Source organism: Arthrobacter methylotrophus (assembly GCF_039539965.1).
Lineage (GTDB): Bacteria > Actinomycetota > Actinomycetes > Actinomycetales > Micrococcaceae > Arthrobacter > Arthrobacter methylotrophus.
Genome location: NZ_BAABED010000001.1, coordinates 1220692 through 1243345, shown reverse-complemented (window position 1 = coordinate 1243345; position 22654 = coordinate 1220692). Strand labels below are relative to the sequence as shown.

Here is a 22654-nt window from a genome sequence, read left to right as displayed (position 1 = left end):
CTTACTAATCAGTTTGCCGGTCAGACTTAGCCAGTTCAGCTAGGGCAGCCCAGCGAGGATCCAGGTCCTCGTGGTGGTGCCCCGGCTCGTCTTCCAGGCGCACTCCACATTCGGAGCACAGGCCCTGGCAGTCTTCCCGGCACACCGGCTGGAACGGCAGCATGGTTACAACTGCGTCCCGCAACACCGGTTCAAGATCGATTAGATCGTGCTCGACTCGACGTTGCTCTTCATCGTCTTCTTCATCCGAAAGCTCGATGCCCTCATAGAAGAAAAGTTCTTGCACATTGACCTCGAGGTCATACGCAAGGGGATCCAGGCATCGTCCGCATTCGCCCTTGACTTCAGCAAACACGGTTCCTGATACCAGAATTCCTTCGTGTACGGCCTCCAGCCTCAGGTCGAGCTCGATATCCGAGCCTTCCTGAACGCCAATGAGTGCCACGCCAAGGTCACTTGGCGCGGGTACATGTTCAGTGAGCGTCCGCATGCTTCCTGGACTACGTCCGAGGTCCTTGACGTCCAGCGTCAAAGGCGAACTTACATCTCGCTTAATGAGAACTCCTGTAGAACATATGACCGACGTATCATCTTAGCCTGAACGCATGAACAGACTCAAACCGGGTCAGTGACGACGCGTTCTGTCTGAGATACCGATCCAGCTTACCCTTTGCGGGGCTGCTCCGCTCCCGACTCGCCGCCCAGAAGCCTCTTGAGCACCGACTTGGGCACGAAATCGGAGACATCGCCTCCCAGGAGTGAGATTTCCTTGATGAGCGTAGAGGACAAATGCAGGTAATGGGCCTCGGCCGGAAGAAAGACAGTCTCGACTCCGGACAATTGGCGGTTCATCGTGGCCATCGGAAGTTCGTAGTCAAAATCGGAAGACGAGCGCAGGCCCTTCACGATCGCCGAAATTCCCCGGTGCCTGCAGTATTCGGCCAGCAGCCCCTCCCCCATGGGTTCCACGATGATGCCGCGCAAGGATGCAAGAGTCTGCCGCGCCATTTCCATGCGTTCTTCCAAGCTGAAGCGGTACTTCTTCGCGTAGTTGGTGGACACCGCGACGACGACTTCGTCGAACAAGCCAGAGGCCCGGGCAATGACTTCCAGATGTCCGTTATGGATGGGGTCGAAGGAGCCAGGGCACACTGCGCGTCTCATGGTTCGAACCTACCGCATCGGAAGCGGCAGGCACTATGGCGATACGATGGCTGACATGGCGGGCCGGACGAGCCGGAAGCCAGCACCAGGAAGGCAGCCCCACCGTGACGAGCCCGGCCCCTCTCAGCGAAAACACGTCCGTCGCTCCGTGGCTACGTGCTGCCGGAGGCGCCAATCTGCTGTCCGCCGACGGGAGCCTCGGAGTGACCATCTTCGAAGAGATGACCACCCTGGCAAACTCCACCGGCGCCATCAACCTGGGCCAGGGATTCCCGGACGAAGACGGTCCCGCGGAAATCAAAGCAGCAGCACAGGCAGCCATCACGGCCGGAGCCAACCAGTACGCCCCCGGCAAAGGCATCCCCGAACTTCGCGAGGCCATTGCCGCGCACCAGGAGCGTTTCTACGGACTGACCCCGGATCCGCAGACCGAGGTCATTGTGACCACAGGGGCCACTGAAGCGATCGCCGCATCATTGCTCGCCTTCATCGAGCCCGGCGATGAGGTCCTGACCTTCGAGCCCTTCTATGACTCATATGGCGCCATCATCGGCCTCGCAGGCGCCACACACGTGAGCGCTCCCTTGCTGGCGCCCGATTTCCTTCCGGATCTGAACGCCTTGGAATCGGCGTTCAGTGAGCGCACCAAGGTGGTGCTCCTCAACAACCCGCACAATCCCACCGGCGCGGTCTTCCCGCGCGAGGTGCTGGAACGCGTGGTGGAGCTCGCCAGGAAATACGACGCCGTGATCCTCAGCGATGAAGTCTACGAGCACCTCACCTTCGGAGTGCAGCACCTTCCGATCGCCGGCATCCCCGGAGCCGCTGAACGAAGCGTCACCATCTCCTCAGCAGGCAAGACGTTCTCCTTCACCGGCTGGAAGATCGGCTGGCTCAGCGGCCCTGCCCACCTGGTGGCGGCGATCCGTACGGTCAAACAATTCCTCAGCTACAGTTCCGGTACGCCCTTCCAAAGTGCGATCGCCGTAGGCCTGGCCTTGCCCGATGAGTTCTACGCCGGCATCGCTTCCACTCTGCAACACAAGCGGGACATCCTGGCCGAGGGTCTGCGGGCCGCCGGTTTTGGCGTCTACGCGCCGCAGGGAACATACTTCATCAACGTGGACACTGCCCCCTTGGGTATCCAGGACTCCGTGGATCTGGCGCGACGGCTGCCGGGACTCGTCGGCGTGGCTGCCATCCCCGTCCCCGTGTTCTGCCATCCCGAAGGCGCGGAAAGGACGCGAAGTCTTCTTCGATTCGCCTTCTGCAAGAAAACCGGGGTGCTGGAAGAAGCAGCCGCCAGGCTAGCCACATTGCGGGACAAGCTCTGATCGTGCCGAGCCGCGAAAACGAGTCGCCCCGCGAACGCCATGAAGGACGGCGTTTCCTGCGGACCACAGGTCAGCACGCAGCGATCGAAGCCGATGGACTGATTGACGGCGCCTACGTCCTACGGATCGGTGACGCCGAGCAATCCCATGTCAATCTCGCCGAACCCGCGGAAATCTTCTACGAGTACTTGCGCAGGATCGGCCATGTGGTTGATCTTGCAGCGCCCCGAGGGCAAGCCATCGCTGCCCTTCACCTCGGGGCCGGGGCATTGACCCTCGCCCGCTACATCGAGGCGACGAGACCGGGCTCGGAACAACACGCCGTCGAACTCGAACGCGAATTGCTGGACTTCGTGCTGCAGAAGTTGCCCATGCCGGACGGTACCCGCTTGGAGACGCATATCGGAGACGCCCGCGAAGTCCTTGCCGAGTTGCTTTCGGAACTCCAGTTCGACGTCGTGATCCTGGACATCTTTTCCGGTCCCGAGGCTCCGGCACATATTGCCTGCCAGGAGTTCTACGAGGAGGCCGCGGCGCGGCTTCGGCCCGATGGGGTGCTCATTGTCAACGTCGGCGATGAAGCGGCCTTGACCTTGGTGCGGAGCCAAGTCGCGGCGATGCGGCGGGCCATGCCCGACGTTGCGGCCTTCGCCGAGAGCGGCATGTTCGCCGGCCGGTACCCCGGCAACATCATCCTGGTGGGGACGCGCTGGCCGTGGCCCTCCGGTTGGACAACGGAACTCCTGGCCCGTGGGCCGCATCCTGCGGCGGTCTTGAGCGGAGTGGAACTGGACCGGATCTCCCGTTGAGTCGCAGCTAGACAGGTTCGGCGAACCAGAGCTTGGTTTCGCCGTACTTCTTGTCGGCAAAGCGTTCGAGGGTGTCCGGCCAGTCCGGTTCCGGAGAGCGTGAGGAACGCTCGACGACGACGACGGCCCCCTCGTCCAGGTGGAAGGCAAGCTTGGTGAGGACGGCCTTGAGGGAAGCTTCGTCCAAAGGGTACGGCGGATCCAGAAAGACCAAGTCCCAGAGGACGTCATCCGCGGCGCGTTCCAGAAAGGACTCCACCTTGGAGCGGTGGACCATCGCTGTTCTGCGCCCCAGCACTTGGTTGGCCATGTCGGCGTTTCGCTGGCAGACCTCGGAAGCGCGGGCATCAAACTCCACGAGTTCTGACGAACGTGCGCCTCGGCTGGCGCTTTCGATGCCGAGCGAACCCGAACCCGCATACAGGTCCAACACCCGGGCGTCGTCGATCGCGTCGAGGGCCTCGAGCCGCGAGAACAAGGCCTCCTTGACGCGGTCCGTCGTGGGCCGGGTGGCATTTCCCGGGACACTGACCAAGGGGTTTCCGCCAACGATGCCTGCAATGATCCGGCTCACCGGCTTTCCCCGGGGGCGGCGCCTACGAGGGTTCTTTCGGGCGTGGGTTCCTTAGCCGCGTTCAAGGAACGCCTCCTTTTCGGGGTTGAGATATTCGTCAATCGCCGCCGCGAGGGCTTGTTGGCCTTCCAACCCTGGATCCTCGGCCACGAGCCGCTGGGCATCGGTGCGGGCGCGGGCAATCACGTCCTCGTGCTCCAGGACGCGCAATAGCTTGAGGGTGGAGCGCCCGCCGGATTGCGAGGCCCCCAGGATGTCGCCTTCACGGCGTAGCTTGAGGTCTTTCTGGGAAAGGACGAAACCATCCGTGGTGGAAGCAACTGCGTCCAGGCGCCTGCGGCTTGGATGGCCGGGTTCGAGCGTGGTGACCAGCAGGCACGTGCCCGGAAGCCCACCGCGGCCCACCCTTCCGCGCAACTGGTGGAGCTGTGAAATGCCGAAGCGGTCAGCATCGAGGATCACCATCAGTGTGGCGTTATGGACATCCACACCCACTTCGATGACCGTAGTGGAGACCAGCAGCTGGGTTTGGTTGGCGGTGAACGAGGCCATGGTTTCGGACTTAAGGGCCGCGTCCTGCCGCCCGTGGAGGGGTCCCACCCGGACATCTCTCAGGGCCGGCTCCTGGCTGAGCGTCTCGACGACGGCGGTCACCGAAGCGAGCTCGCGAGCGGGACCCTCTTCCGAAAGTTCGGCGTCGCCCGGTTCCGCCTCGCCGGGGCTGAAGTCGCCGTCGTCGTCGTCCCCGATCTTGGGACACACGACGTACACCTGGTGGCCGGCGTCGATCTCTTCCCGCGAGCGTTTCCAGATCCTGGCCGCCCAGCCAGGGTTTTCAGCGAGTCCCACCACATGGGTGGAGATGGGTGCCCGGCCAGCGGGAAGTTCATCCAACACGGACGTTTCGAGGTCACCGAAGACGGTCATGGCCACCGTGCGCGGGATGGGAGTGGCGGTCATCACCAACAGGTGGGGTGGCCGGTTTGCCTTGGCGCGCAGGGCGTCACGCTGCTCCACCCCGAATCGGTGCTGCTCATCGACGACGATCAGCCCGAGGTCCTGGAAGGACGTCTTGTCGCTCAGCAGCGCGTGGGTACCGATCACAATGCCGGCGTTACCCGAGGCCGCGTCCAGCATGGCTTGCTTGCGGGAAGCCGTCGGAAGCGAGCCTGTCAGCAACGTGACCTGGACCGATCCTGGCCCTCTCCCAGGGTCGCTGTCCGACAATCCGGCCCCGCCCAGCATCCCGGCCCCGCCGAACAAACCATCGCGGGCCAGCGGACCCAAGGTCCGCCGGATGGAATCGAAGTGTTGTGCCGCGAGGACCTCAGTCGGGGCAAGCAACGCCGCTTGTCCACCGGCGTCCACCACCTGCAGCATCGCCCGCAAGGCCACGATCGTCTTGCCCGAACCAACCTCGCCCTGTAGGAGGCGGTTCATTGGCGAGTCCTGCGCCAGCTCATGGGCCAGCGTCTTTCCGACGGCGGCCTGCCCGGCCGTCAGCGTGAACGGCAGCTGCCGATCGAAGGAAGCCAGGAGGCCATTCGGCAGGGGCCGGCGCGCGGTTGCCTCTTCGGCCGCCAGTTGAGACCGACGCCGTGCCAGCGCCGTCTGCAAAACCAGGGCTTCCTGGTAGCGGAAACGGTCCCGGGCCCGCTGCCAGTCCATTGCCGTTTCGGGCGAATGGATCAGCCGATACGCCTCCCCTACCCCTAGGAATTTCTCCCGGGACACAATGTCAGAAGGCAGCGGATCCTCGATGCTGTCCACCTCGACGGTGTCCAGGAGCGTGGTGATGACCTTGTGGATGGACCAGCTGGTGAGCTTCGCAGTGGCCGGATAGACAGGGATGGGCATGGCCGCGAGTTTCTCCGGATCAACAGCACCCGCCATCTCAGGGTCCTCATCGAGCACCATGAAGTCTGGATTGGTCATGCCCAGTGATCCGCCGTAACGGCTGACCTTACCGGAGAACATCACCCGGCGCCCCGGTTGGAGCTCACTGCGGGCACGGAAACCGTTGAAGAAGCTGATCTTCAGGGTTCCCGGAATCTGCCCGCCACCGGCCTCGTCCGTGACCACCACATCCGTCAACGAGCCCCGCCTCGCGCGCATCTGCCTCGTGGAATTGGACAGCACCCTGGCGATAAGGGTGGCCTCTTCATCCAACGGCAGTTTGCTGATGGGCGTCAGCTCCCCTCGGCTGAGATAGCGGCGGGGAAAGTAGTTCAGGAGCTCCCCGACCGTGTCCAGGCCAAGGTGCTTCCCGATGACGGAGGCGGATCGTTTGCCGATCCTTCGCTCGAGGGGAAGCTGAAGCTCAGGATTCATGCCCGTGCTGGCCTGCCGGAAGGCCGGGGTCGCGCGGCATAGAGAGCTGGCTGACCGAGATGTCGGTGGGGTCACCTAGCGAACGGATGACTGCCACGGCAGGTTCCGCGTCGGGCACGTGAACATGCACGCGCCAACGGTAGCTGATTTCCGCAGCGTCGTCATCATCATCGTCATCGTCGTCGTCCTGCGCAGCCGCTCCGCCCACCGGGCTAGCGCTGCCGACTTGGCTCATAATGACGGAGTCGCCGAGTTCGTCGAGCCGTTGACGCAGTGTGGCGGCGGCGAGCGGCGAAAGGTTGATGGTGCACATGACCTCGACACCGTCGTCGTCCGGCATTCCTGCGTGGATATGAGGATCCTGCAGGTCGTAGCCGTGCAGGCCATCCAAGAGCTCGCCCTGGAGCTCTTCGCCGAGCACGGCCGAACGCAGGCAGTCCAGGATCAACAACATACCCACTCCGCCGGCGTCCACCACATGGGCGGCGTGTAGCGGGGCAAGCTGGTCCTCGGTTCGCACCACCGCTTCCAGCGCCGCATTGACGGCGGCATCGAGCGCCAGGCCCAACGCCTGGTTGCTGTCATCGCGGTGGTGCGCGGTGTCACATTCACCTGCTGCCCGGGCGGCAGCCTCCAGGACGGAAAGCATGGTGCCGGGCACAGGCTCGCTCAAGGCCGACCACGCCCGGAGCTGGGCTCGGTTCAGTGCGGTCGCAAGAAGGGGCGCGCTGAGGCGTGTGTGCCCAGTCAAGGGTTCAGCGACGGCGCACAAAAAGACCGCAAAAAGAGTTCCGGAGTTGCCGCGAGCCTGCTCCATTGCCGCCCGGCCGGCCGTTGCCAGAACGGCACCCACGTCATTAACCGGTTCATCGAAAACGGAAGTGTCAACAAATGCCGCCGCTGCGGCTCGGACAGTGAGGTAGAGGTTGGTGCCAGTATCGCCATCGGCCACGGGGAAGATGTTGATGGCATTGAGGCGGTCGCTGTGGTTGCCGAGCGTCGTCTCCGCTTTGCCCAGCCACCGCTTCATGGCGTGCGTATTTGCGGCAATCTTAGTCTGCAAAGTGATCCCATCCCACGGTGTCAGCGGGCATTCCCGCTATCCGGACGCCGCTGTGCTGTCCTTCGGCAACGGCCTGGATCGAGCCTATCGCAGTGAAGCCGGGTGGTAGCTGAACATTTGCTGGAAAAGTGGCCAGCAGGCTGTGGTCCTCCCCACCCCCCAGGATCCAGTCCATGGGATCGCGGCCAAGCGGGGCCGAGGCGGCTTCCAAGGGAGCGGCGAGAGCCTTGAGCGCGATGGGGTCGAGGTCGAGCGCGACGCCACTGGCTTCGGCGAGACGGGCCCCGTCACGCAAAAGCCCATCTGAAACGTCCATCATGGCCGTCGCTCCTGCCTTCGCACCCTGCGGACCTGCCGCAAGGGGTGGTTGCGGCCGGCATTGGCTGTCCATGAGTCCGCGCTGGACAGGGTTCAGTTCTCCCACGGGTATGGTGCTTTCAAGAAGGGCCAAACCGGCGGCGGCCCGGCCAACGGTGCCGGCAAGCGCCAAAGTGTCTCCCGGACGAGCCCCGGAACGCAACACGGCGGAGAGCCCGTGCATGCTCCCGATCACTGCCACCGTCACTGCGATTTCGCGGCCACGGCCCAAGTCTCCCCCGGCCACTGAGCAGTCGGCCGCACCCAGGCCTACGATGCCGGCAGTCAAGCCATCTGCGAAGTCCTCCACCCACTGCACCGGTGTACCGGGCGGCATAGTCAGGCTCACGACAAGCGACACCGCGGTACCACCCATCGCATTGATATCGCTGAGATTCTGTGCGGCCGACTTCCACCCGACGTCATACCCTGTGGTCCGGTATCCGTTGTTCCATTCCAGGCGGAAATCCTGGTCCTGGGTCTGGGTGTCAATGGAGACAAGCGTCCGGCCATCCGGAGCGGCCACAACAGCGGCGTCATCCCCCGGGCCCAGCAGCACACTGCTGCTAGGGCGCAGGCGCGGAAAAATACGCGCGAGGAGTTCGCCCTCGGAAAGTTCGCCGACAGTCTGTTGTTCTATGGACACAGCTCTACGCTATCGGCTCGGGCCGACATTAAAGCATCTGGACGGTTCTTCGGCTTTCTTCTATTTGTTGGACTCATGCCAGACTGGATGGCGTGCCTAATTCCGCAGTAGCCGTGATGATTGCACGCCGGCTCGTCGTCGCAGGATCTATTGCGTTTGTGGCCTGGCTGATCGTGGCATTCCAACTGTTCTTCAATGTGCCGGTGAACACCCCACACCGTACAGATGCCGTGATCATGCTGGGGGGAGCCAGCTCCGAAAGGCTTCCCGTGGCGGAGAAACTGAAAAGCGACTTGGGAATTCCGGTGCTGGCCGTCTCACATACAGGTACCCCTGGAAACGTCAGCGCCGACGAACTCTGTAACACCTTACCGAGACCTGACCCTTCCCTTGTCTGCCTCACCTTGGACGAAAATGACACGCGCGGCGAAGCACGCGCCATTGGGAAGCTAGTGGCTGAAAAGGGTTGGGGTTCCGTCACAGTTGTAACATCGCGCTACCACCAGATCAGAGCGGGCACATTGATAAGTCAGTGCACGACGGCGGACGTCCAAATGTTTGCCTCCGATCCGGAACTGAGCGCCGGTCAATGGTTGAGGCGCTTCGCCATCGAGACGGGCGGGCTGTTGGATGCTCTACTGCGCCCGGAATGCGATTCAAGATAGACGAATGCAAGAATAGGCCTGAATCATGGATGCTGGTCCGCATCAACCCGTTGAGGAGGGAACCGTGAGCGAGTCTGTCCTTCCCGTAGCGAATCTGCAGCCCGCTCCCCGACACCTGCGCACGCGTCCGGTCCTCGGGGAGATCCGCGACTGGCAGCTGCCGGGAGGCGGATCGGTTGCGAGTATCGACACCTCTAGGCTGCCTGGGGAAATTCGGCACTTCCGAAAGAAACTCGTGGCACTTGGAATCGTCATATTGGTCGCGCTATCTATCCCCACACTGGTTGTCGCGCTGATTGTTATTGGTTGAGTCGCCCCCCGCAACAATTCATCACCTCGATTGACTGTGGGATAGCATTGAAGGTCAGCCTTTTGCTATTCCTTGGGGGAAATAATGCGCAGCGTCATGCCCGTCTTTGGCACGCGCCCGGAAGCCATCAAGATGGCTCCCATCATCACTGCACTGCAGAAGTCTGCTGATTTCGACTGCATTGTTACTGTCACCGGTCAGCATCGCGAAATGCTGGACCAGGTCAACGAACTCTTCGGTATCGTCCCGGACCACGACTTGAACATTTTGCAGCAGCGTCAGTCTCTTTCGGCCATCATGACCCGGACTATCGATGGCTTGGACAAACTCTTTTCAGCCAACAGGCCGGATGCCGTCATCGTCCAAGGAGATACGACAACGTCCACCGCAGGTGCCATCGCGGCCTTTTACCACGGAATCCCCGTGGTACATGTTGAAGCCGGATTGCGTAGCGGAGATCTGTTTTCCCCTTTCCCTGAGGAAGCAAACCGGAAGATCACCAGTCAGATCTCCAGCCTGCACCTTGCCCCCACCAGTATCAGCAAAGCGAATTTGCTCGCCGAGGGAATCCCCGAGGACGACATCGTCGTCACCGGTAATACCGTGATCGACGCTTTGCTTACCACCGTGGGCAAGAACATTGCCTTCTCGGATCCCCAGCTGGAAGAACTGGCCACAAGTGGACGCCGGATCCTTTTGGTCACAACCCACCGCCGTGAAAACCAGGGTGATGCAATGCGTGGAGTCGGACGCGCCTTGGCCCGGATCGCCGACGCTGAGCCGGAATTGGTGATCGTCCTGCCAGCCCACAAGAACCCTGTGGTCCGCGAGGCCGTCCTCCCTGCACTTGACGGAAAGAGTAACGTCATTGTCACCGAGCCTCTGGCCTATGGCGAGTTCACCCGAATGCTGTCCTTGGCGCACATCGTCCTGACGGATTCGGGCGGAGTCCAGGAGGAAGCCCCCAGCCTGGGGAAGCCTGTGCTCGTCATGCGCGACAACACAGAACGCCCGGAGGCGGTCCATGCCGGTACTGTTCGGTTGATAGGTACAAGCGAGGACCGAATCGTCAAGGAAGTGGACCGTCTGTTGAACGAGCCGGATCATTTTGATGGCATGGCCAACGCCGTGAACCCCTATGGCGACGGCAGGGCGGCAGAGCGGACAGTCGCAGCGGTGGCGCAGTTGTTGGGGGTTGGCATGCGAATCGATAGTTTTTCGTAAGTCCCCTGAGCCCGCGGAAGCAACCATCGTCCAAATAGAACAGGAGTAAGACGGCTTGGACGGATTCACAAATTCCATCATGAGCAAGGAGCGTCTAAGGCGACTGACTAATACTTTGCTCCCGTATTTCGAATCAATACTTCCAAGGACCAACGCGTCCCAGACATTCACCATCGTTGATCCCGAAACACATCTACCCGCGACATGCTGCACCCAAAGTCAGGTCGCTGCGTTCCTCGCACTGGACCGTTCCATCAATGGTGGGCAAGGCGCCGCCACCGCTACATTGTTGGCCGAAGATGTTCGGAGGCGTCAGAATTCGGATGGATCCTTCTCAAGTAATTACAACCAGGCCATCGGAAGCCAAGGTCTTCGGGACATCGCCGAAATCGGCGCATCGGCAACGGCCCTGTTTAACCTTAGTCTGAGTCTTGATCTAGAGTGCGCCAAAGAGTCACTCAACGCGGCGGCCGAATATTTGCTGACGCAAGTGGCGGTGGAAAATAAAGGGGCCATCTACAAGAACGCACAAGCCAGACACGTGGACATCCTCAACGGAGACATCTACGCCGCCAACACCCTATCGCGGGCTTACCAGCTCACCGGGACGGAGGAATTTCTCAAACAAGTCATAGAGATCGTGGACCACGTCGAACGACGATTTGGTGCATGGCGTCCCGGTTGGTGGCCCTACAGCGAAGATTGGGATGGAATGCCGACCACTGGAGCTAGCGTTGCCTATCAGGCAACTATTGTAGGATTTGGAATGCCGATCTGCGAAGTCCTACCCCCTTTCCGGGCTCGTGAATGGCGTTCCCTTCTGGCTCGCGCGCTAGATACCGTGTGCTTCCAGCTGCCAATTGGACCCAACGATGACTCGGAAGCGCCTACGTGGTCAAGGGATTGGTCCAACGTGTGGGAAATCCCTCTGGCCTTCTCACGGATGTCCCACACGGTCACTGGCCAAAAATTCCTACGCACAAGATTTGAACAACTTGACGCAAACATCGCCTCCTCGGGGATTAACGCCTTTCGTCCCCGGCTTGCCGTGAACCCGGGCAGAACCGCAGTAACAACACTGTTCCGGAAGACAGCGACCTTCGCGGGAATACTGGCCGATATATACTTTACAGCGCTGAATTCCGACGAGGTCCATGAAATACCATGGCCGCCGGTAGGTGCTAGTAACCTAAGTAGACATTACCGGCCACGAGAATATTAGAAGCCAATTAGCCTCCTAATTCCCCCGATCTCGACGATACGTCCGGAATATTTCGCCAAGAATCACCAATGCCTCCGGCCCGTTGCCTACACCGGATTTGAAGCGCAACGGTTCCCTACTGAGGGCACTTCCGCCATCAACCAGGCCCCAGATCGCCACACCTGACCCCTTGTAGTCCGAATACTTTGAAGGCAGGAACGGATTGATCGCGAGCTCACCAGCTCTCTCGACGTCGTTGACCAGCAAAACATCGAACCGCGTTGCGAGATTCAGGAATTCTAAGTACGGCCGGTAGCTCTGTGTTTTAACGATTCCTGTGAGACCCATGCTTAGTGCCTGCTTCTCAACGAATTCGGGTTTGTTAGTAAACACATGAAGCCGAAGTCCGCGACGTATGTCGAGCGGAGCATTCATAAGGGCGGTTAAGACCTCGAAAAGACCCCGATTTTCGTAGAACGCACCAAAATATCCAATATTCACAACAGACCCCGACAGGGAATATTCTGAGGGAACCACTCCGTAACTTCTTGCGGGTGGAGTCGGATGGACCCGGACTACAGCTTTTGATCTGATTGCGTTCTGCAATTTTGGTTCATCAACCTTGGACAGCATGTATTCCAGTTGGTTCTCATTGGTAAATATGAGTTCATCTGCCAGGACATAGGAGATATACTCACACCACACGAAGAGGTTATCCGAGTTGGGTCCGGAATAGCCTTTCGACCGAACCGCACGGTCCAAAACTTCAAACAGCCCGTCTCGCTTCAAGTCGCCCGCCCGCGGAAGTCCTTGGGAATCAAAGCTTAAAGGATCGGAAAATTCGGCGCTCCAAATAACTGCAGGGTGCCGAACCTTGAACATCGCGCCCAGAAAATGCGAGCCGGCCCATAGAACTCGACTGTACATGGTCTCGTATCCGCCGTTGAGTGCATCTTGGCGATCAGCAACTGCTATTCCACGGCTAACGAATTCGGAAATTTGATCCCATCCGGCGAAGGAAACCGGCGCGTCTACGACAAACATTTTATCAATGAATCGGGCAGCGATTGTTTCAATATTACTATCGAGCTTCCGCACAGCACTCATGTCATTTGAAATCACATCCACGATTTTGGAGCGTTCGGCAATTGTTTTGGCTGCGATTACGGCGCTCGTATCAGCAAACGGGGAAAAGCAGTAGCTGATCGCAAGGTCTTTCGCATACCCGTCATTGATTCGGGGCCAGGGAAAATCCTTGATTGCCGAAGCATCAATCGCTTCAACCACTCGGTCGCGTTCCTCCGGAAACAAGTCCAGGTATCGTCGAAGAAAATTTGCTTGCGCGTTGACCAAAGTCTTGAGTGTGGAATCCTTAGCTCCGCTGTCCCAACTACGACACTCCTCTAACTTCTCTATGACCGCCAGTCGTTGCGCGACAGCGAAGTCGAAGTCAAGAGGCTTCCTTGAAATCGAGTCGTTTCGGAGCACTCTAAAATATGCAGCCTCCTCGTCCAACGATCCGACTTGCGCCGTAAAACTGTTTAGTACCGCTACTTCGGCCATGAAACAGATGTCCTCACCGCTGCGAAGCGATTCAGAATAGCTAATATCCTTCACTCCGGCGGCAGGGATTAGCTTGCACGCGTTAAATCCAATGAGGTCACTCGCCGAGGAGAAGACGAATGGTTTGCCTGCCCGAGCAAATATCTTCTTATTAAGAGCGTTGTTCCGATCCCAAGTTCCGTCCGGATGCACGTCGATGATCGGGGCGATTGCGACTTGCCCAGGGCCTGCCACCTTCAACATCGACGACAGGAAGCGCCTCCCTACTCGATCGTCGTCGTCCACCATCGTGACGAATGAGAAACGGGCCAAGGCCAGTCCAAAATTGCGGGCAGCCCCGGCACTTGCAAGAGACTGCTTGATTAGTCGCAAATGGCCGAGGGGAAAGCGCTGCGAGAATCGTCGCGCAACGTCAATGGTGCCGTCATCGGGCCCATTCATAACGACGATCACTTCAAATGACTTTGGGTCAAGATCCTGAGCCTCCAAAGAATCTAAGCATTCGGCTATGCGGTCGCTACCCATGAAGGATGGAACGATAACACTAACGCCATAGAGTGGGGCCGTCGCGGCTACCTCCGTGATGAGTCCTGGTGTTCCAAGACCATGGACAGCAGCGATTTCCCGCACTCGAAGTCCAGGATCCTGGACTATCCGAGAACCGTATTCGTCATTTTCCCGGCGCCGGGGATTGTAGTTTCTTTCATGGTCTATTTGTCCCTGAGATCAGTCTTCATCGCTGCCTTGGCCCTCTTACGGCCCCACATACTAAGTGTTAGTTTTCCCAATTTTGAATTGGAAAGCGCGATATATTTCCTCTGTAAAGCATCATGTTTTCGCTTTAGGAGAATTAGCTCATTTTCTAGCCGCGTTGTGAGCAAAGTTTCCTCGGTGCTCACAACGCCCGCCCTGGGGAGGGAGAGGTCCAGGCTCCCGAGCGTCTCCAGTAGGTTTACGTGCTTCTGCTTCAGCTTACTGAGTTCAATCTCCGAACCTACGGCTTTAGTGTTTTCGGATTGTGGTATTGAATCGGAGAATTTGAGTCCAGCAATATACCCATTATAGAAGGACGTATTATCCAAGTAATATTCAGAATAATCGATAACGATCCAACTTGATTCGAATCGGCTAATGAATGCTGTAATGGCCGATCTTTGTGGCAAATTTATGCTCGAAATGGCGTGCCAAGTGTCGATGAACCTCTTATGTATAAGCCAAAATATTGTAGTATCCGCTTTGAGTCCGGATTGTGCAGCTAACAGCCTTAGTAGACTCTCTCCGCCCGCTAAAACAACTAGATTGCTCTGGCACTCCTCCGAAAGAGCATGGAAATCAGCCATTGAATGAACGATATGCAAGATCCCCGGAATATCCTTTAACGCGGCTACGTCATCTTCTGGACTACAGATGACACCGCTTTCAGTAAAGTGTGGAAACTCCTCACCAGACCCAAAGTTCATGGAAACAGGCAGGAATCCGGAGTCAACAGGAAGTGGTTTCATGCCTTCAACACACCTCGCGTGTCAATCAGAAACTTGGCTTCCAGTTGGATGGGGCGTACCTCACGAAATGAATCGTGGTCCACGAGCAAAACGACGATCGTCGAACGATATAACGCATCTTCCAGACTCCGAAGCTTGCAATTGCCAAAGCCGGCGAGCGAATCGGGAAGCGATTCAACATGCGGCTCGGAAATATTGATCCTGCGCCCCCCAAGTTCATCGGCCAACCGTGCGGCAATCTCGATGGCAGGAGACTCTCGCAAGTCGTCAATGTTGGCTTTGAATGAGAGACCTAGAAGCGCAATCTCAGCGTCGGCTGGAAGACCAGCGACGGCATCATGGACCTTGTCGATGACCCACCGTGGCTTGGCGTCATTGACCTCCCGTGCGGTGCGGATGAGTCTTGATTCCTCAGGCGCAGCAGCGACGATGAACCACGGATCCACCGCAATGCAGTGGCCGCCCACGCCCGGACCCGGCTGGAGGATGTTCACTCGCGGGTGATGGTTCGCGAGCTTAATAAGCTCCCAGACGTTGATACCGATTTTATCGCTAATGACTGACAACTCGTTGGCGAATGCGATGTTGACATCTCGGTAAGAGTTCTCAACAAGCTTGGCCATTTCGGCCGTAACGTCGTCGGTGACGAGGATTTCACCTTGGCAGAAGACCGCATAGAGTTCCTTGGCCATAGCAGCAGCCTCCGGGGTCATCCCGCCGACAATCCTGTCGTTGGTCACTAGCTCGATCATGACCCGGCCCGGAAGCACGCGCTCCGGACAGTGAGCAAAATGAATCACTGATGTATCCCCGGCGCCGTCGATTGACAGGTCGGGGCGAAGACCAAGAATGTATTCGGCCATATGCCGGGTTGCTCGAGGCGGTGATGTTGACTCCAGAATGATCAATTCGCCACCCTGAAGCTGTGGCGCAATGCCACTGGCGGCCGCCTCGATGTAGCTTAGATCAGCCGAATGGTCATCCCTGAATGGGGTAGGAACGGCAACGATGTAGGCCTGCGCTGCAGGTGTATCGGTGGTGGCCTTGAGACGCCCCTGGCTTACGGCGCCAGCGACCTGTACGGCAAGGTCGGGTTCAACGAAAGTCACCTCCCCTCGGTTTACGGCATCGACAGTGCGCTGGTCAACGTCAACACCAATGACGTTGAGGCCGTTCGTTGCAAGAATCGAAGCCGTGGGCAATCCTATGTAGCCCAAACCTATAACTGCGACATTCTCGATGGATGTCAATTTCTGTCCCCTTTTTTCATACCGTGATTTGTTCACGTGGATCTCCGAAGAACTTGATTTCGCCGGAGGCCGCCAGTTCTTCGTCCGGCACGTCCCAAGTGTGGCCGCTGCCCTGCCTCATTTGGCAGAAGTTGAACCTGTCAGCTGCGTAGATGGAGCCTCCACTATTAGCCACGGAATTGAGAAATGCCGTGTCTTCTCCTCTGTTCAAGGCTTCAAAAGGGTTTGCCTCGAAGACCTCCCGGCGCGCAGTAATGGTCGGTCCCATGACCAATCGGCTGAATCTGTGTTCCATGTGAGGAATCCGCAATACTGTGGCACGACTGGAAGAGAAATTCATGTAGTGAGCGAGCTTCCCGACGACATCCGCGTTGGAGTACTGAAGCGCGTACATCAGGTCGGCTAGATAATGTGGTCCGTAGTAGTCGTCGTCGTCCATCTTGGTCAGCACGTCACCGGTTGCAGCTTCGACGCAGAGATTCAGGCACTCACCAAGGGTTAGATCTCCTGGGGCCGACAAAACTCTGTAATTGATCACGCCGTACGCTGCGGCCAAGGAAGAAAGAAAGCCAGGGTCGGCTTGGAATCCATGTGCCAAGAGAACCAACTCGAGGTTCACACCCAGCTGGCTACCGATCGTTGCAAACACGTGTTCGAGTTGATCGGGCCGGATGGTACAGACCAATGCGCTTGCGCTGGGTAGTTTCACGGCTTGGACGCGGTCCGCCAGGACGGCGGAAACAATGGCTTCCGCCCGGTGTGCGTAAGTGTTCTCGGCCCAAATGCGGCGCTGCCCTTTATGGACTACCCTGTCGTTGAATTCAGGACTACCGGCAAGCATCCGTATCTGATGCACAGCTTGCTCCCGAGAACTGGCCACGAGCACCTCATCGGATTCAAAGAAGTGTCTGATGGCTGCACTTGGACTCGACACCACAGGCGTGCCAGAGCCCGTGATCTCAAAGATCCGCCGTGCGCACATGCTCGGCGAATCCACGACCGAGTTGACGTTAAGGAACACCTTGTACGCCCTGTAGGCCGTGAGCATCCGTGCGTAATCCAGGCTCCCTGCAACGTATTCGTTGAAGGGAGACGGAAACTGGTAGTTTGGGTCGCCTCCCAGCTGGCGGGAAAAGATCTCGAGCTTCGGACCGTTCTTGCGGCCGGCATCCCTGGCTGCGTTGAGCAGCATGTCCATTTGCTGCCGGCGCTCCGGATACTTGTGGGCGAAGTACATTCCAGCGAATGCCGTCCCCCGAGAATGTCGTCCCGCTCCGTTTCGAATCGGGTTGTGGATCGCCGGCTGGGCGGCAAAAGGGAGTGCGGCGACGCGATCATGCCCTAGGTCTTCGATGTAGGACGCGATCCGGTCCGAGTCGCTGGTGAAGACCACGTCAAACTGGCGAGCAGCAGGAAGAAAGTCTTCGTAGTGCGGCGGGTCCTCCTTGTTCCAGAAAACTGTTGGAATCGAATTCTCGCGGCACCACGCAAGAAGCCCTAGAAACTCTTGTTTTGGGCCGGAAGTCCCGGTCAGCTCGTACTTCCACGAACCGTGGTTCCCGTTCCATGCAGATTCCACGAAGAGGAAATCGATCCTTGTCTCTTTCAGCTCCTCCCGCCACTCTTTCTTACTTAGAAGGACGAGATTCCATTCGAAGGCGAACGCCGACGCCGAAAAGTCGTCAAGGATGACACCGACTGTAAGGTCTGTCCTCCGGGCCGCGAGGCCCGGCATTTGGTAAGGCCTGAACGAGGGGGCCCTGTGGTCGCCCTTGTCGATCATGGGGGGCTTATGGCCGCGCCCCTCCGCCATACGACGGACCCGCCACTCTTGCACCTGACGCAATCCACCGTGGCGAAAGTGCCAAAGCGCTGTCCGCAATTCCTTAATCTTGAGCAACTCAGCGGCCCTCCGTCCGACGGCCGCTAGCCCGTTCCAAGATACGGGTCGCTACGAGGTTCGAGCGCGCTTCCTCTCTGATTCTGCGGGCGCTCATGTTATTTCCCTTGGAAAGATGCACCGAAAATTCTTGATAGGCCTGCGTTGTTTCTATGGGTGGTCCGTCCATGATCAGATCCCCCTTGTCCAACCAGATAACGCGGGTGCACATATCCCGAATAGTGTCCAGACTGTGACTAACTATGAACACGCAGCCAGCTTGTGCCCTTAGCTCATTCATCCGTGCCTTGCTGCGACTACCGAATTGGGCATCTCCCGTATTGAGCGCTTCATCCACTAGCAGTATTTCTGGATTGACAGCCGCCGCAATGGCAAAGCGCAAGCGGGAAGACATGCCTGAAGAGTAGGACTTCATGGGTAGGTAGATCGCCGAATCCAGCCCAGACAGCTCCACAATCTTGTCGAACTGTTCGTTGACCTGATCCATGTTCATGCCCATGGCCAGACAGCCGAGCACCACGTTCTGATCTCCCGAAAGGTCGGGTTGGAGGGCGGCGTTAACCCCCAGGAGAATGGGTGTGCTGGAGGCATACACTGCCCCGTGCGTCGGCGCCTCCTGTCCACTGATAAGCCTCATCAAGGTGCTCTTGCCGGATCCGTTACGTCCAATGATGCCAACGGATTCACCCCGCTCTACGACGAGGGAGATCTCCTTCAACGCATTGACCGTCACCATGTTCGGCTTCCGCAAGACCCTGCGGAGAGCACCTTTTAGGCCAGGCCGCGAAGCTGTTGCCCGATCGTCCGAGGAGGCAACGCGGTAGGTCATCTGCACCCTGTCGATGACGACGCAGGGAGGGCCTTCGAGGAAGACCGGGTAATCAATCGCGCCCATACGACTCTTCACCACCCCAGAAAAAGAAGAAGCCAACCATTACGGCAGCGAAGGAAACGACCGCAAGAGTCGCCCACGATTCCCAAGACGGTACACGGTTATAGAGCACGCAGCTGCGAATGATGTCTATGACGTTGTATAGCGGATTCAACTTCATCACCGAGAGTAGAACAGGGTGCGAGATGAAGCGCTCATAAGAATAGAAGACGGCAGAGCCGTACATCCAAGCCCGGATTGCAAAGGGGATCAGATGCGTAACGTCGTTCACTTTCGAGATGATGCGCGCCAGGATCATACCTACACCCAGATTAAAGAGCCCTTGCAAAAGCACTGCAGGCACCACCAAGAACCAAAGCCAAGTGATCTCTTCAGCGGGAGGTATCACCACAATCAGGAGAAGCATGGCGAGTACCAGCGGCACGGCAGCCAGCAGCTCGCGGATGTTGGCTCCGAGCGGGAGAGCCGCCCTCGGGAAGTTGAATGCCTGGACTACTGACTTGCCGTTACGGATGGAGCGGGCACCCGCCGTGATGGCCCCAGCGCTGAACTGGAAGATAAAGATACCCACCACCAAATAGCCGACAAAGTTCTTAATCCCGCCACTTGTGTTCAGAAGCAGGCCGAAAATGAAGTAGTAGGTAAGCCCATTAAGAACCGGGTTGAGAAGGAGCCACATACTACCGAGGCGGTCCCTCCGGGTACCGCTCTGGACTCTGGCCCTGGCGTCGTAGAAGATGAACTGGCGGAAATCCCAGAGCTGAACCAGGTAATCCAAGAAACCCGGACGGGAGCCAACGCGGGACAACCTCCGCATGTCAACGGAGAGCGGTCGGACATCGGCCGGTTCCGGTAAGTTTGACTTCTTTGCGGACACTAGCTGGATCTCCTTGCCTGTTCGATTCTGCCGTAAGCCTGAATACAAGCATCGGCATTGGCGGCCCACGTACGTGTTCGCAGTACCTGGGTTCGGCCGGCCTGTCCCATCGATAAGCGCATTTGTGCGTCTGCAAGAAGTGTCTCCAAGGCCGTCGCAAGCGCGGCAGGCTCTTCCGGCGGCACTAGAAGCCCTGTTCGACCCTCGTCGACGATCTCCGCCAATGCCGGCAACGAGCTGGCCACGACTGCACGCGAACTTGCCAAGGCTTCAACTGGCTTCAGTGGGGTGACGGAACGAGTGACTTCGAGGTCCTTGCGGGGCACGACAAAGACGTCCAGGGCTTGGTGGTAAGTCCGGGCAACGCCTCGGGGCACGCGGCCCGTGAAGACTATTCGGCCACCGAAACCGGACCTGCGAGCCAGCTGTTGAAGCGAAGGGAGGGACTCTCCTGCACCAACGATCAAGAGGTGCAGTTTCGGCCTAACCGGGGCCAGGAGCGCAAACGCCAGGATGAGGTCGTCCAGCCCTTCGTATGGCACCAAGCTGCTGATAGTGCCAATGAACTCCGCACTTGGGTCGAGCCCGAGTTGCGCACGGGCTTCTCCAACGCCCAGAGGTTCCCGCAGATAGTCCCCACCCACAGCGTTGGGAGCGATGATGATCTTTCCTTCCGGTACACCGGCAGCGACGATTTTCTCTTTCATGGCATGGCCCAACGTCACCACCAGATCGGCAGCCCTCATGATCTCGGACTCGCGATCTTGGAAAAGCCTGTATCGCTCACTTTCCCGGGCCGTGGGGCTTCGGGTGGAAGCCCAAGTGTCGGCCAGCTGACCGCGCACTTCATACACCCAGGGGATGCCCAAGGACTCCGCTACCGCACGGGCGACCAGTCCATTGACGTAGTGGGTACTGGTATGGATCACGCTCGGCCTGAATTCGAGAGCCCGCCGAAACGTTTCCTCTGCTTGTTGCTGAAGGCGCCCCGTGGCGGTAGCCGCGAGCCGCGCTGGCAAGAGCCGCGTGTACCGCACGCCGTCTACCTCGTCTAACACCCGTGCTCCGAGCTTGCCGACGAGGACCGGATAACCTAATCGCGTCACCGCCAGAGTCTCCCAGCCCGCATCCTGTTGCGATCTGAGGATCGAGTGCGAACGCTGGGCGTAACCACTCTGGGTGTGTGGCAGCGAATTGGTGAGCAAATGCAGGACGCGGTTCGGAACGGGTTCAACCCGGCAAACCGGCAGAACTGGCGCCCATCCTTCGAGGAGCCGCTTCTCCGCCGCGAGCCTCTCCCCGAACACGGTTCCGGGTTCGTTGGCCCCCTCCAGCACCTCGACCGCGTCCGTCACCGCACCGTCGTACCAAAGACGGCGGGCACGCGCAGCCCGCAGCCCGGGTGCCCCGTCCGATATTTCCAAGAATTCATCCGCTAGAGCTGGATCGTTCGCCATAAGCGCGAGATCGGCCAGCCTGACTGCCGTGCGGGCCGACACCCGTCGGTTCAAGGCAAGACGCAGACGACGATGGAGTCCAGTGTGGTTGCCGCTCACCAATTCCGCCAGCGCCACGGGCACAGTTGTGGAAGTCCTTGGGACGGCCGAACTCAGGAGTCTGGCAAACCGACCCACCAGCCGGGATGGCAGTCTCCGGGAGAGCTGGAGCAAGAAATGAAACGGGTCATCAGAAATGTTCTCCGACGCGATGCCAATAACCAGTCGAAAGTTGCGAATAAAACCCATCAGGCTCGCCTGATTGATCCGGCGACGACGCCCAAGATCAAGTCCATGTAACGCTCGGACAGGATTCCATAGTCGGCATGTTCCTTGACCCATGCACGGCTGGCTGCTGAGCGGGTGAGCCTGCCACGGTTCCCTGAGAGTTCCTGCCACAGGGCGGCCAGAGCTTGGGGATGGCTTGGGACGATGTCACCAGCCTCGGCCTCGGCCACGATGCGTGCAGCCTCCCCGCGGACGATTGCCGTCATATGCCGCCCGATCGCCAGGACTTCGTATGTCTTTGATGGAACCGTCGTCTCGAAGGATTTCCAATCGTCCCGAAGCGACACGATGCAAGTATCCGCGGAGGCATATCGGTCCATAACGTCCTGGCCAATCAGGGAAGGATGGAAAGTGACAGGAGCGTCTAGTTCTTTGGCCAGGTTCTGAAGCGCAAGCTTACGTGTTCCATGTCCCACCATGTGCAAATGCATCTGACTGCCCACAATGGCGCTGGCGCGAATGGCGATCTCCAGGTTCTGACTCTCGCCGTGGTTGCCCAAATAGAGAGCCTCGAAAATGTCCCGCCTCCCAGGCGGGGGCGGCAAAGCGGGGACGGAATCGACGCTCAGTCCGTTGGAGATCGTCGCCACATTCTGGATTCCCCGGCTGCGGAGAACGTCAGCAAATCCGTCCGTTACTGTCACGACAAGGTCGGCACGACGTTGAACGTGATCAACTATGACTTCGAAGAGGCTCTTCACTTTTCCTTGGACGAGCCGGGCATCGCGAGCCAAATCCGGCCAAGCGTCGCGCATTTCAATAATGAGAGGGACTTTGCGCAGCTTCGCCACGACGTAGCCGGCACCGAGAATGGGCAGGCTCGGGGCTGTGACAACTACGATGTCTGGCCTGCGCGTAAGCAATGCCGCAGGCACCGTCCAAAATGCGGAATAACAGTGGTCGACGAGCCGTGCGAGTTGCGAATTCCCATGGGGCAAGTAAGGCACGCGGCGGACCGTTTCGCCGTGACGTCCGATTTGAGATCGGAAGGAACGGCCAGCCGTCGACGCCGGCAGAACCCGCCTTCCCGCCGGAAAATGTGCCACGGGAGTAACGACGTCAATGTCCCAACCTGATTTGCGGAATTCGTCAATCAGCGCGCTCCATCGGCGTTGGGGCGGACTGCTCTCGGGCCAGTATGAATGGGTTAGGACGGTAACACGTGGTTTGGGGCGTGCGGGCTCCGCGGAATGCTCCGGGCTTTCCAT

Annotated in this window: 20 protein-coding genes; 6 read left to right on the top strand and 14 right to left on the bottom strand. The window is 58.9% G+C overall.

What is annotated here, in order from left to right; all coding sequences use genetic code 11:
• Positions 1–4 precede the first annotated feature (4 nt).
• The gene (locus tag ABD884_RS06085; RefSeq protein ID WP_028264647.1) at positions 5–532 is read right to left on the bottom strand and encodes a YceD family protein; all 528 of its coding nucleotides are present in this window, start codon (positions 530–532) and stop codon (positions 5–7) included.
• Between the two features lie 131 nt (positions 533–663).
• Positions 664–1164, bottom strand: coding sequence for a pantetheine-phosphate adenylyltransferase (coaD, locus tag ABD884_RS06080; protein WP_028264648.1), 501 nt, complete (start codon positions 1162–1164; stop codon positions 664–666).
• 104 nt (positions 1165–1268) lie between these two features.
• Between coaD and ABD884_RS06075 the strand changes: the two genes are divergently transcribed.
• Both ABD884_RS06075 and ABD884_RS06070 read left to right on the top strand, forming a co-directional pair.
• Positions 1269–2498, top strand: a complete 1230-nt coding sequence (locus ABD884_RS06075; RefSeq protein ID WP_376954520.1) for an aminotransferase class I/II-fold pyridoxal phosphate-dependent enzyme — start codon at positions 1269–1271, stop codon at positions 2496–2498.
• Positions 2499–2500: 2 nt separating this feature from the next.
• Positions 2501–3307 (top strand): spermidine synthase, encoded by an 807-nt coding sequence (locus tag ABD884_RS06070; RefSeq protein WP_345040046.1) that lies wholly within the window; start codon positions 2501–2503, stop codon positions 3305–3307.
• A 7-nt stretch (positions 3308–3314) separates the two neighbouring features.
• On the opposite strand, the gene rsmD is transcribed toward ABD884_RS06070, so the two are convergent.
• The 4 genes from rsmD to thiL are packed head-to-tail and all read right to left on the bottom strand — an operon-like array spanning position 3315 to position 8278.
• Positions 3315–3881 (bottom strand): 16S rRNA (guanine(966)-N(2))-methyltransferase RsmD, encoded by a 567-nt coding sequence (gene rsmD / locus ABD884_RS06065; RefSeq protein WP_345040037.1) that lies wholly within the window; start codon positions 3879–3881, stop codon positions 3315–3317.
• A 51-nt stretch (positions 3882–3932) separates the two neighbouring features.
• Positions 3933–6212: an ATP-dependent DNA helicase RecG gene (locus ABD884_RS06060; protein WP_345040029.1), complete on the bottom strand. Its 2280-nt coding sequence runs from the start codon at positions 6210–6212 to the stop codon at positions 3933–3935.
• A complete protein-coding gene (locus ABD884_RS06055; RefSeq protein ID WP_345054609.1) occupies positions 6202–7242 on the bottom strand; it encodes a DAK2 domain-containing protein in 1041 nt (346 codons plus the stop codon). The genes ABD884_RS06060 and ABD884_RS06055 overlap by 11 nt, the downstream gene beginning before the upstream one ends.
• Positions 7243–7264: 22 nt before the next feature.
• Positions 7265–8278, bottom strand: a complete 1014-nt coding sequence (gene thiL / locus ABD884_RS06050) for a thiamine-phosphate kinase (protein WP_345040022.1) — start codon at positions 8276–8278, stop codon at positions 7265–7267.
• Between the two features lie 92 nt (positions 8279–8370).
• Between thiL and ABD884_RS06045 the strand changes: the two genes are divergently transcribed.
• From ABD884_RS06045 to ABD884_RS06030, 4 genes are all read left to right on the top strand, one after another.
• On the top strand, positions 8371–8943 hold the full coding sequence (locus ABD884_RS06045; RefSeq protein WP_345040011.1) for a YdcF family protein: 573 nt from the start codon (positions 8371–8373) through the stop codon (positions 8941–8943).
• A gap of 64 nt (positions 8944–9007) precedes the next feature.
• Positions 9008–9253 (top strand): hypothetical protein, encoded by a 246-nt coding sequence (locus tag ABD884_RS06040; RefSeq protein WP_345040003.1) that lies wholly within the window; start codon positions 9008–9010, stop codon positions 9251–9253.
• A gap of 84 nt (positions 9254–9337) precedes the next feature.
• Entirely contained in the window at positions 9338–10477 is a 1140-nt protein-coding gene (wecB, locus tag ABD884_RS06035) for a non-hydrolyzing UDP-N-acetylglucosamine 2-epimerase (protein ID WP_345039998.1), read from the top strand.
• Positions 10478–10532: 55 nt separating this feature from the next.
• Positions 10533–11699, top strand: coding sequence for a glycoside hydrolase family protein (locus tag ABD884_RS06030; protein WP_345039994.1), 1167 nt, complete (start codon positions 10533–10535; stop codon positions 11697–11699).
• 15 nt (positions 11700–11714) lie between these two features.
• Here ABD884_RS06030 and ABD884_RS06025 read toward each other — a convergent pair whose 3' ends face one another.
• The 8 genes from ABD884_RS06025 to ABD884_RS05990 form a co-directional block, all read right to left on the bottom strand.
• Positions 11715–13871, bottom strand: coding sequence for a glycosyltransferase (locus ABD884_RS06025; RefSeq protein ID WP_345039989.1), 2157 nt, complete (start codon positions 13869–13871; stop codon positions 11715–11717).
• A gap of 80 nt (positions 13872–13951) precedes the next feature.
• Complete coding sequence (locus ABD884_RS06020) at positions 13952–14743, bottom strand: hypothetical protein (RefSeq protein WP_345039986.1); 792 nt, start codon at positions 14741–14743, stop codon at positions 13952–13954.
• Positions 14740–15993: a UDP-N-acetyl-D-mannosamine dehydrogenase gene (gene wecC / locus ABD884_RS06015; protein WP_345054606.1), complete on the bottom strand. Its 1254-nt coding sequence runs from the start codon at positions 15991–15993 to the stop codon at positions 14740–14742. The genes ABD884_RS06020 and wecC overlap by 4 nt, the downstream gene beginning before the upstream one ends.
• 16 nt (positions 15994–16009) lie before the next feature.
• Positions 16010–17893, bottom strand: coding sequence for a glycosyltransferase family protein (locus ABD884_RS06010; protein WP_345039982.1), 1884 nt, complete (start codon positions 17891–17893; stop codon positions 16010–16012).
• 1 nt (position 17894) lies between these two features.
• The gene (locus tag ABD884_RS06005) at positions 17895–18788 is read right to left on the bottom strand and encodes an ABC transporter ATP-binding protein (RefSeq protein WP_345039978.1); all 894 of its coding nucleotides are present in this window, start codon (positions 18786–18788) and stop codon (positions 17895–17897) included.
• Positions 18775–19662, bottom strand: coding sequence for an ABC transporter permease (locus ABD884_RS06000; protein ID WP_345039971.1), 888 nt, complete (start codon positions 19660–19662; stop codon positions 18775–18777). Before ABD884_RS06000 ends, ABD884_RS06005 begins: the two co-directional genes overlap by 14 nt.
• Complete coding sequence (locus tag ABD884_RS05995) at positions 19662–21407, bottom strand: glycosyltransferase family 4 protein (RefSeq protein WP_345039961.1); 1746 nt, start codon at positions 21405–21407, stop codon at positions 19662–19664. The genes ABD884_RS06000 and ABD884_RS05995 overlap by 1 nt, the downstream gene beginning before the upstream one ends.
• Entirely contained in the window at positions 21407–22654 is a 1248-nt protein-coding gene (locus ABD884_RS05990) for a glycosyltransferase family 4 protein (protein WP_345039952.1), read from the bottom strand. The genes ABD884_RS05995 and ABD884_RS05990 overlap by 1 nt, the downstream gene beginning before the upstream one ends.

What these genes read in the sequence shown, in the direction of transcription:
- coaD (WP_028264648.1), bottom strand. Translation starts at nt 1,164, where the DNA reads ATGAGACGCGCAGTGTGCCCTGGCTCCTTCGACCCCATCCATAACGGA.
- ABD884_RS06060 (WP_345040029.1), bottom strand. Translation starts at nt 6,212, where the DNA reads ATGAATCCTGAGCTTCAGCTTCCCCTCGAGCGAAGGATCGGCAAACGA.
- ABD884_RS06055 (WP_345054609.1), bottom strand. Translation starts at nt 7,242, where the DNA reads ATGAAGCGGTGGCTGGGCAAAGCGGAGACGACGCTCGGCAACCACAGC.
- wecB (WP_345039998.1), top strand. Translation starts at nt 9,338, where the DNA reads ATGCGCAGCGTCATGCCCGTCTTTGGCACGCGCCCGGAAGCCATCAAG.
- ABD884_RS06020 (WP_345039986.1), bottom strand. Translation starts at nt 14,743, where the DNA reads ATGAAACCACTTCCTGTTGACTCCGGATTCCTGCCTGTTTCCATGAAC.
- ABD884_RS06005 (WP_345039978.1), bottom strand. Translation starts at nt 18,788, where the DNA reads ATGGGCGCGATTGATTACCCGGTCTTCCTCGAAGGCCCTCCCTGCGTC.
- ABD884_RS05995 (WP_345039961.1), bottom strand. Translation starts at nt 21,407, where the DNA reads ATGGGTTTTATTCGCAACTTTCGACTGGTTATTGGCATCGCGTCGGAG.
- ABD884_RS05990 (WP_345039952.1), bottom strand. Translation starts at nt 22,654, where the DNA reads ATGGAAAGCCCGGAGCATTCCGCGGAGCCCGCACGCCCCAAACCACGT.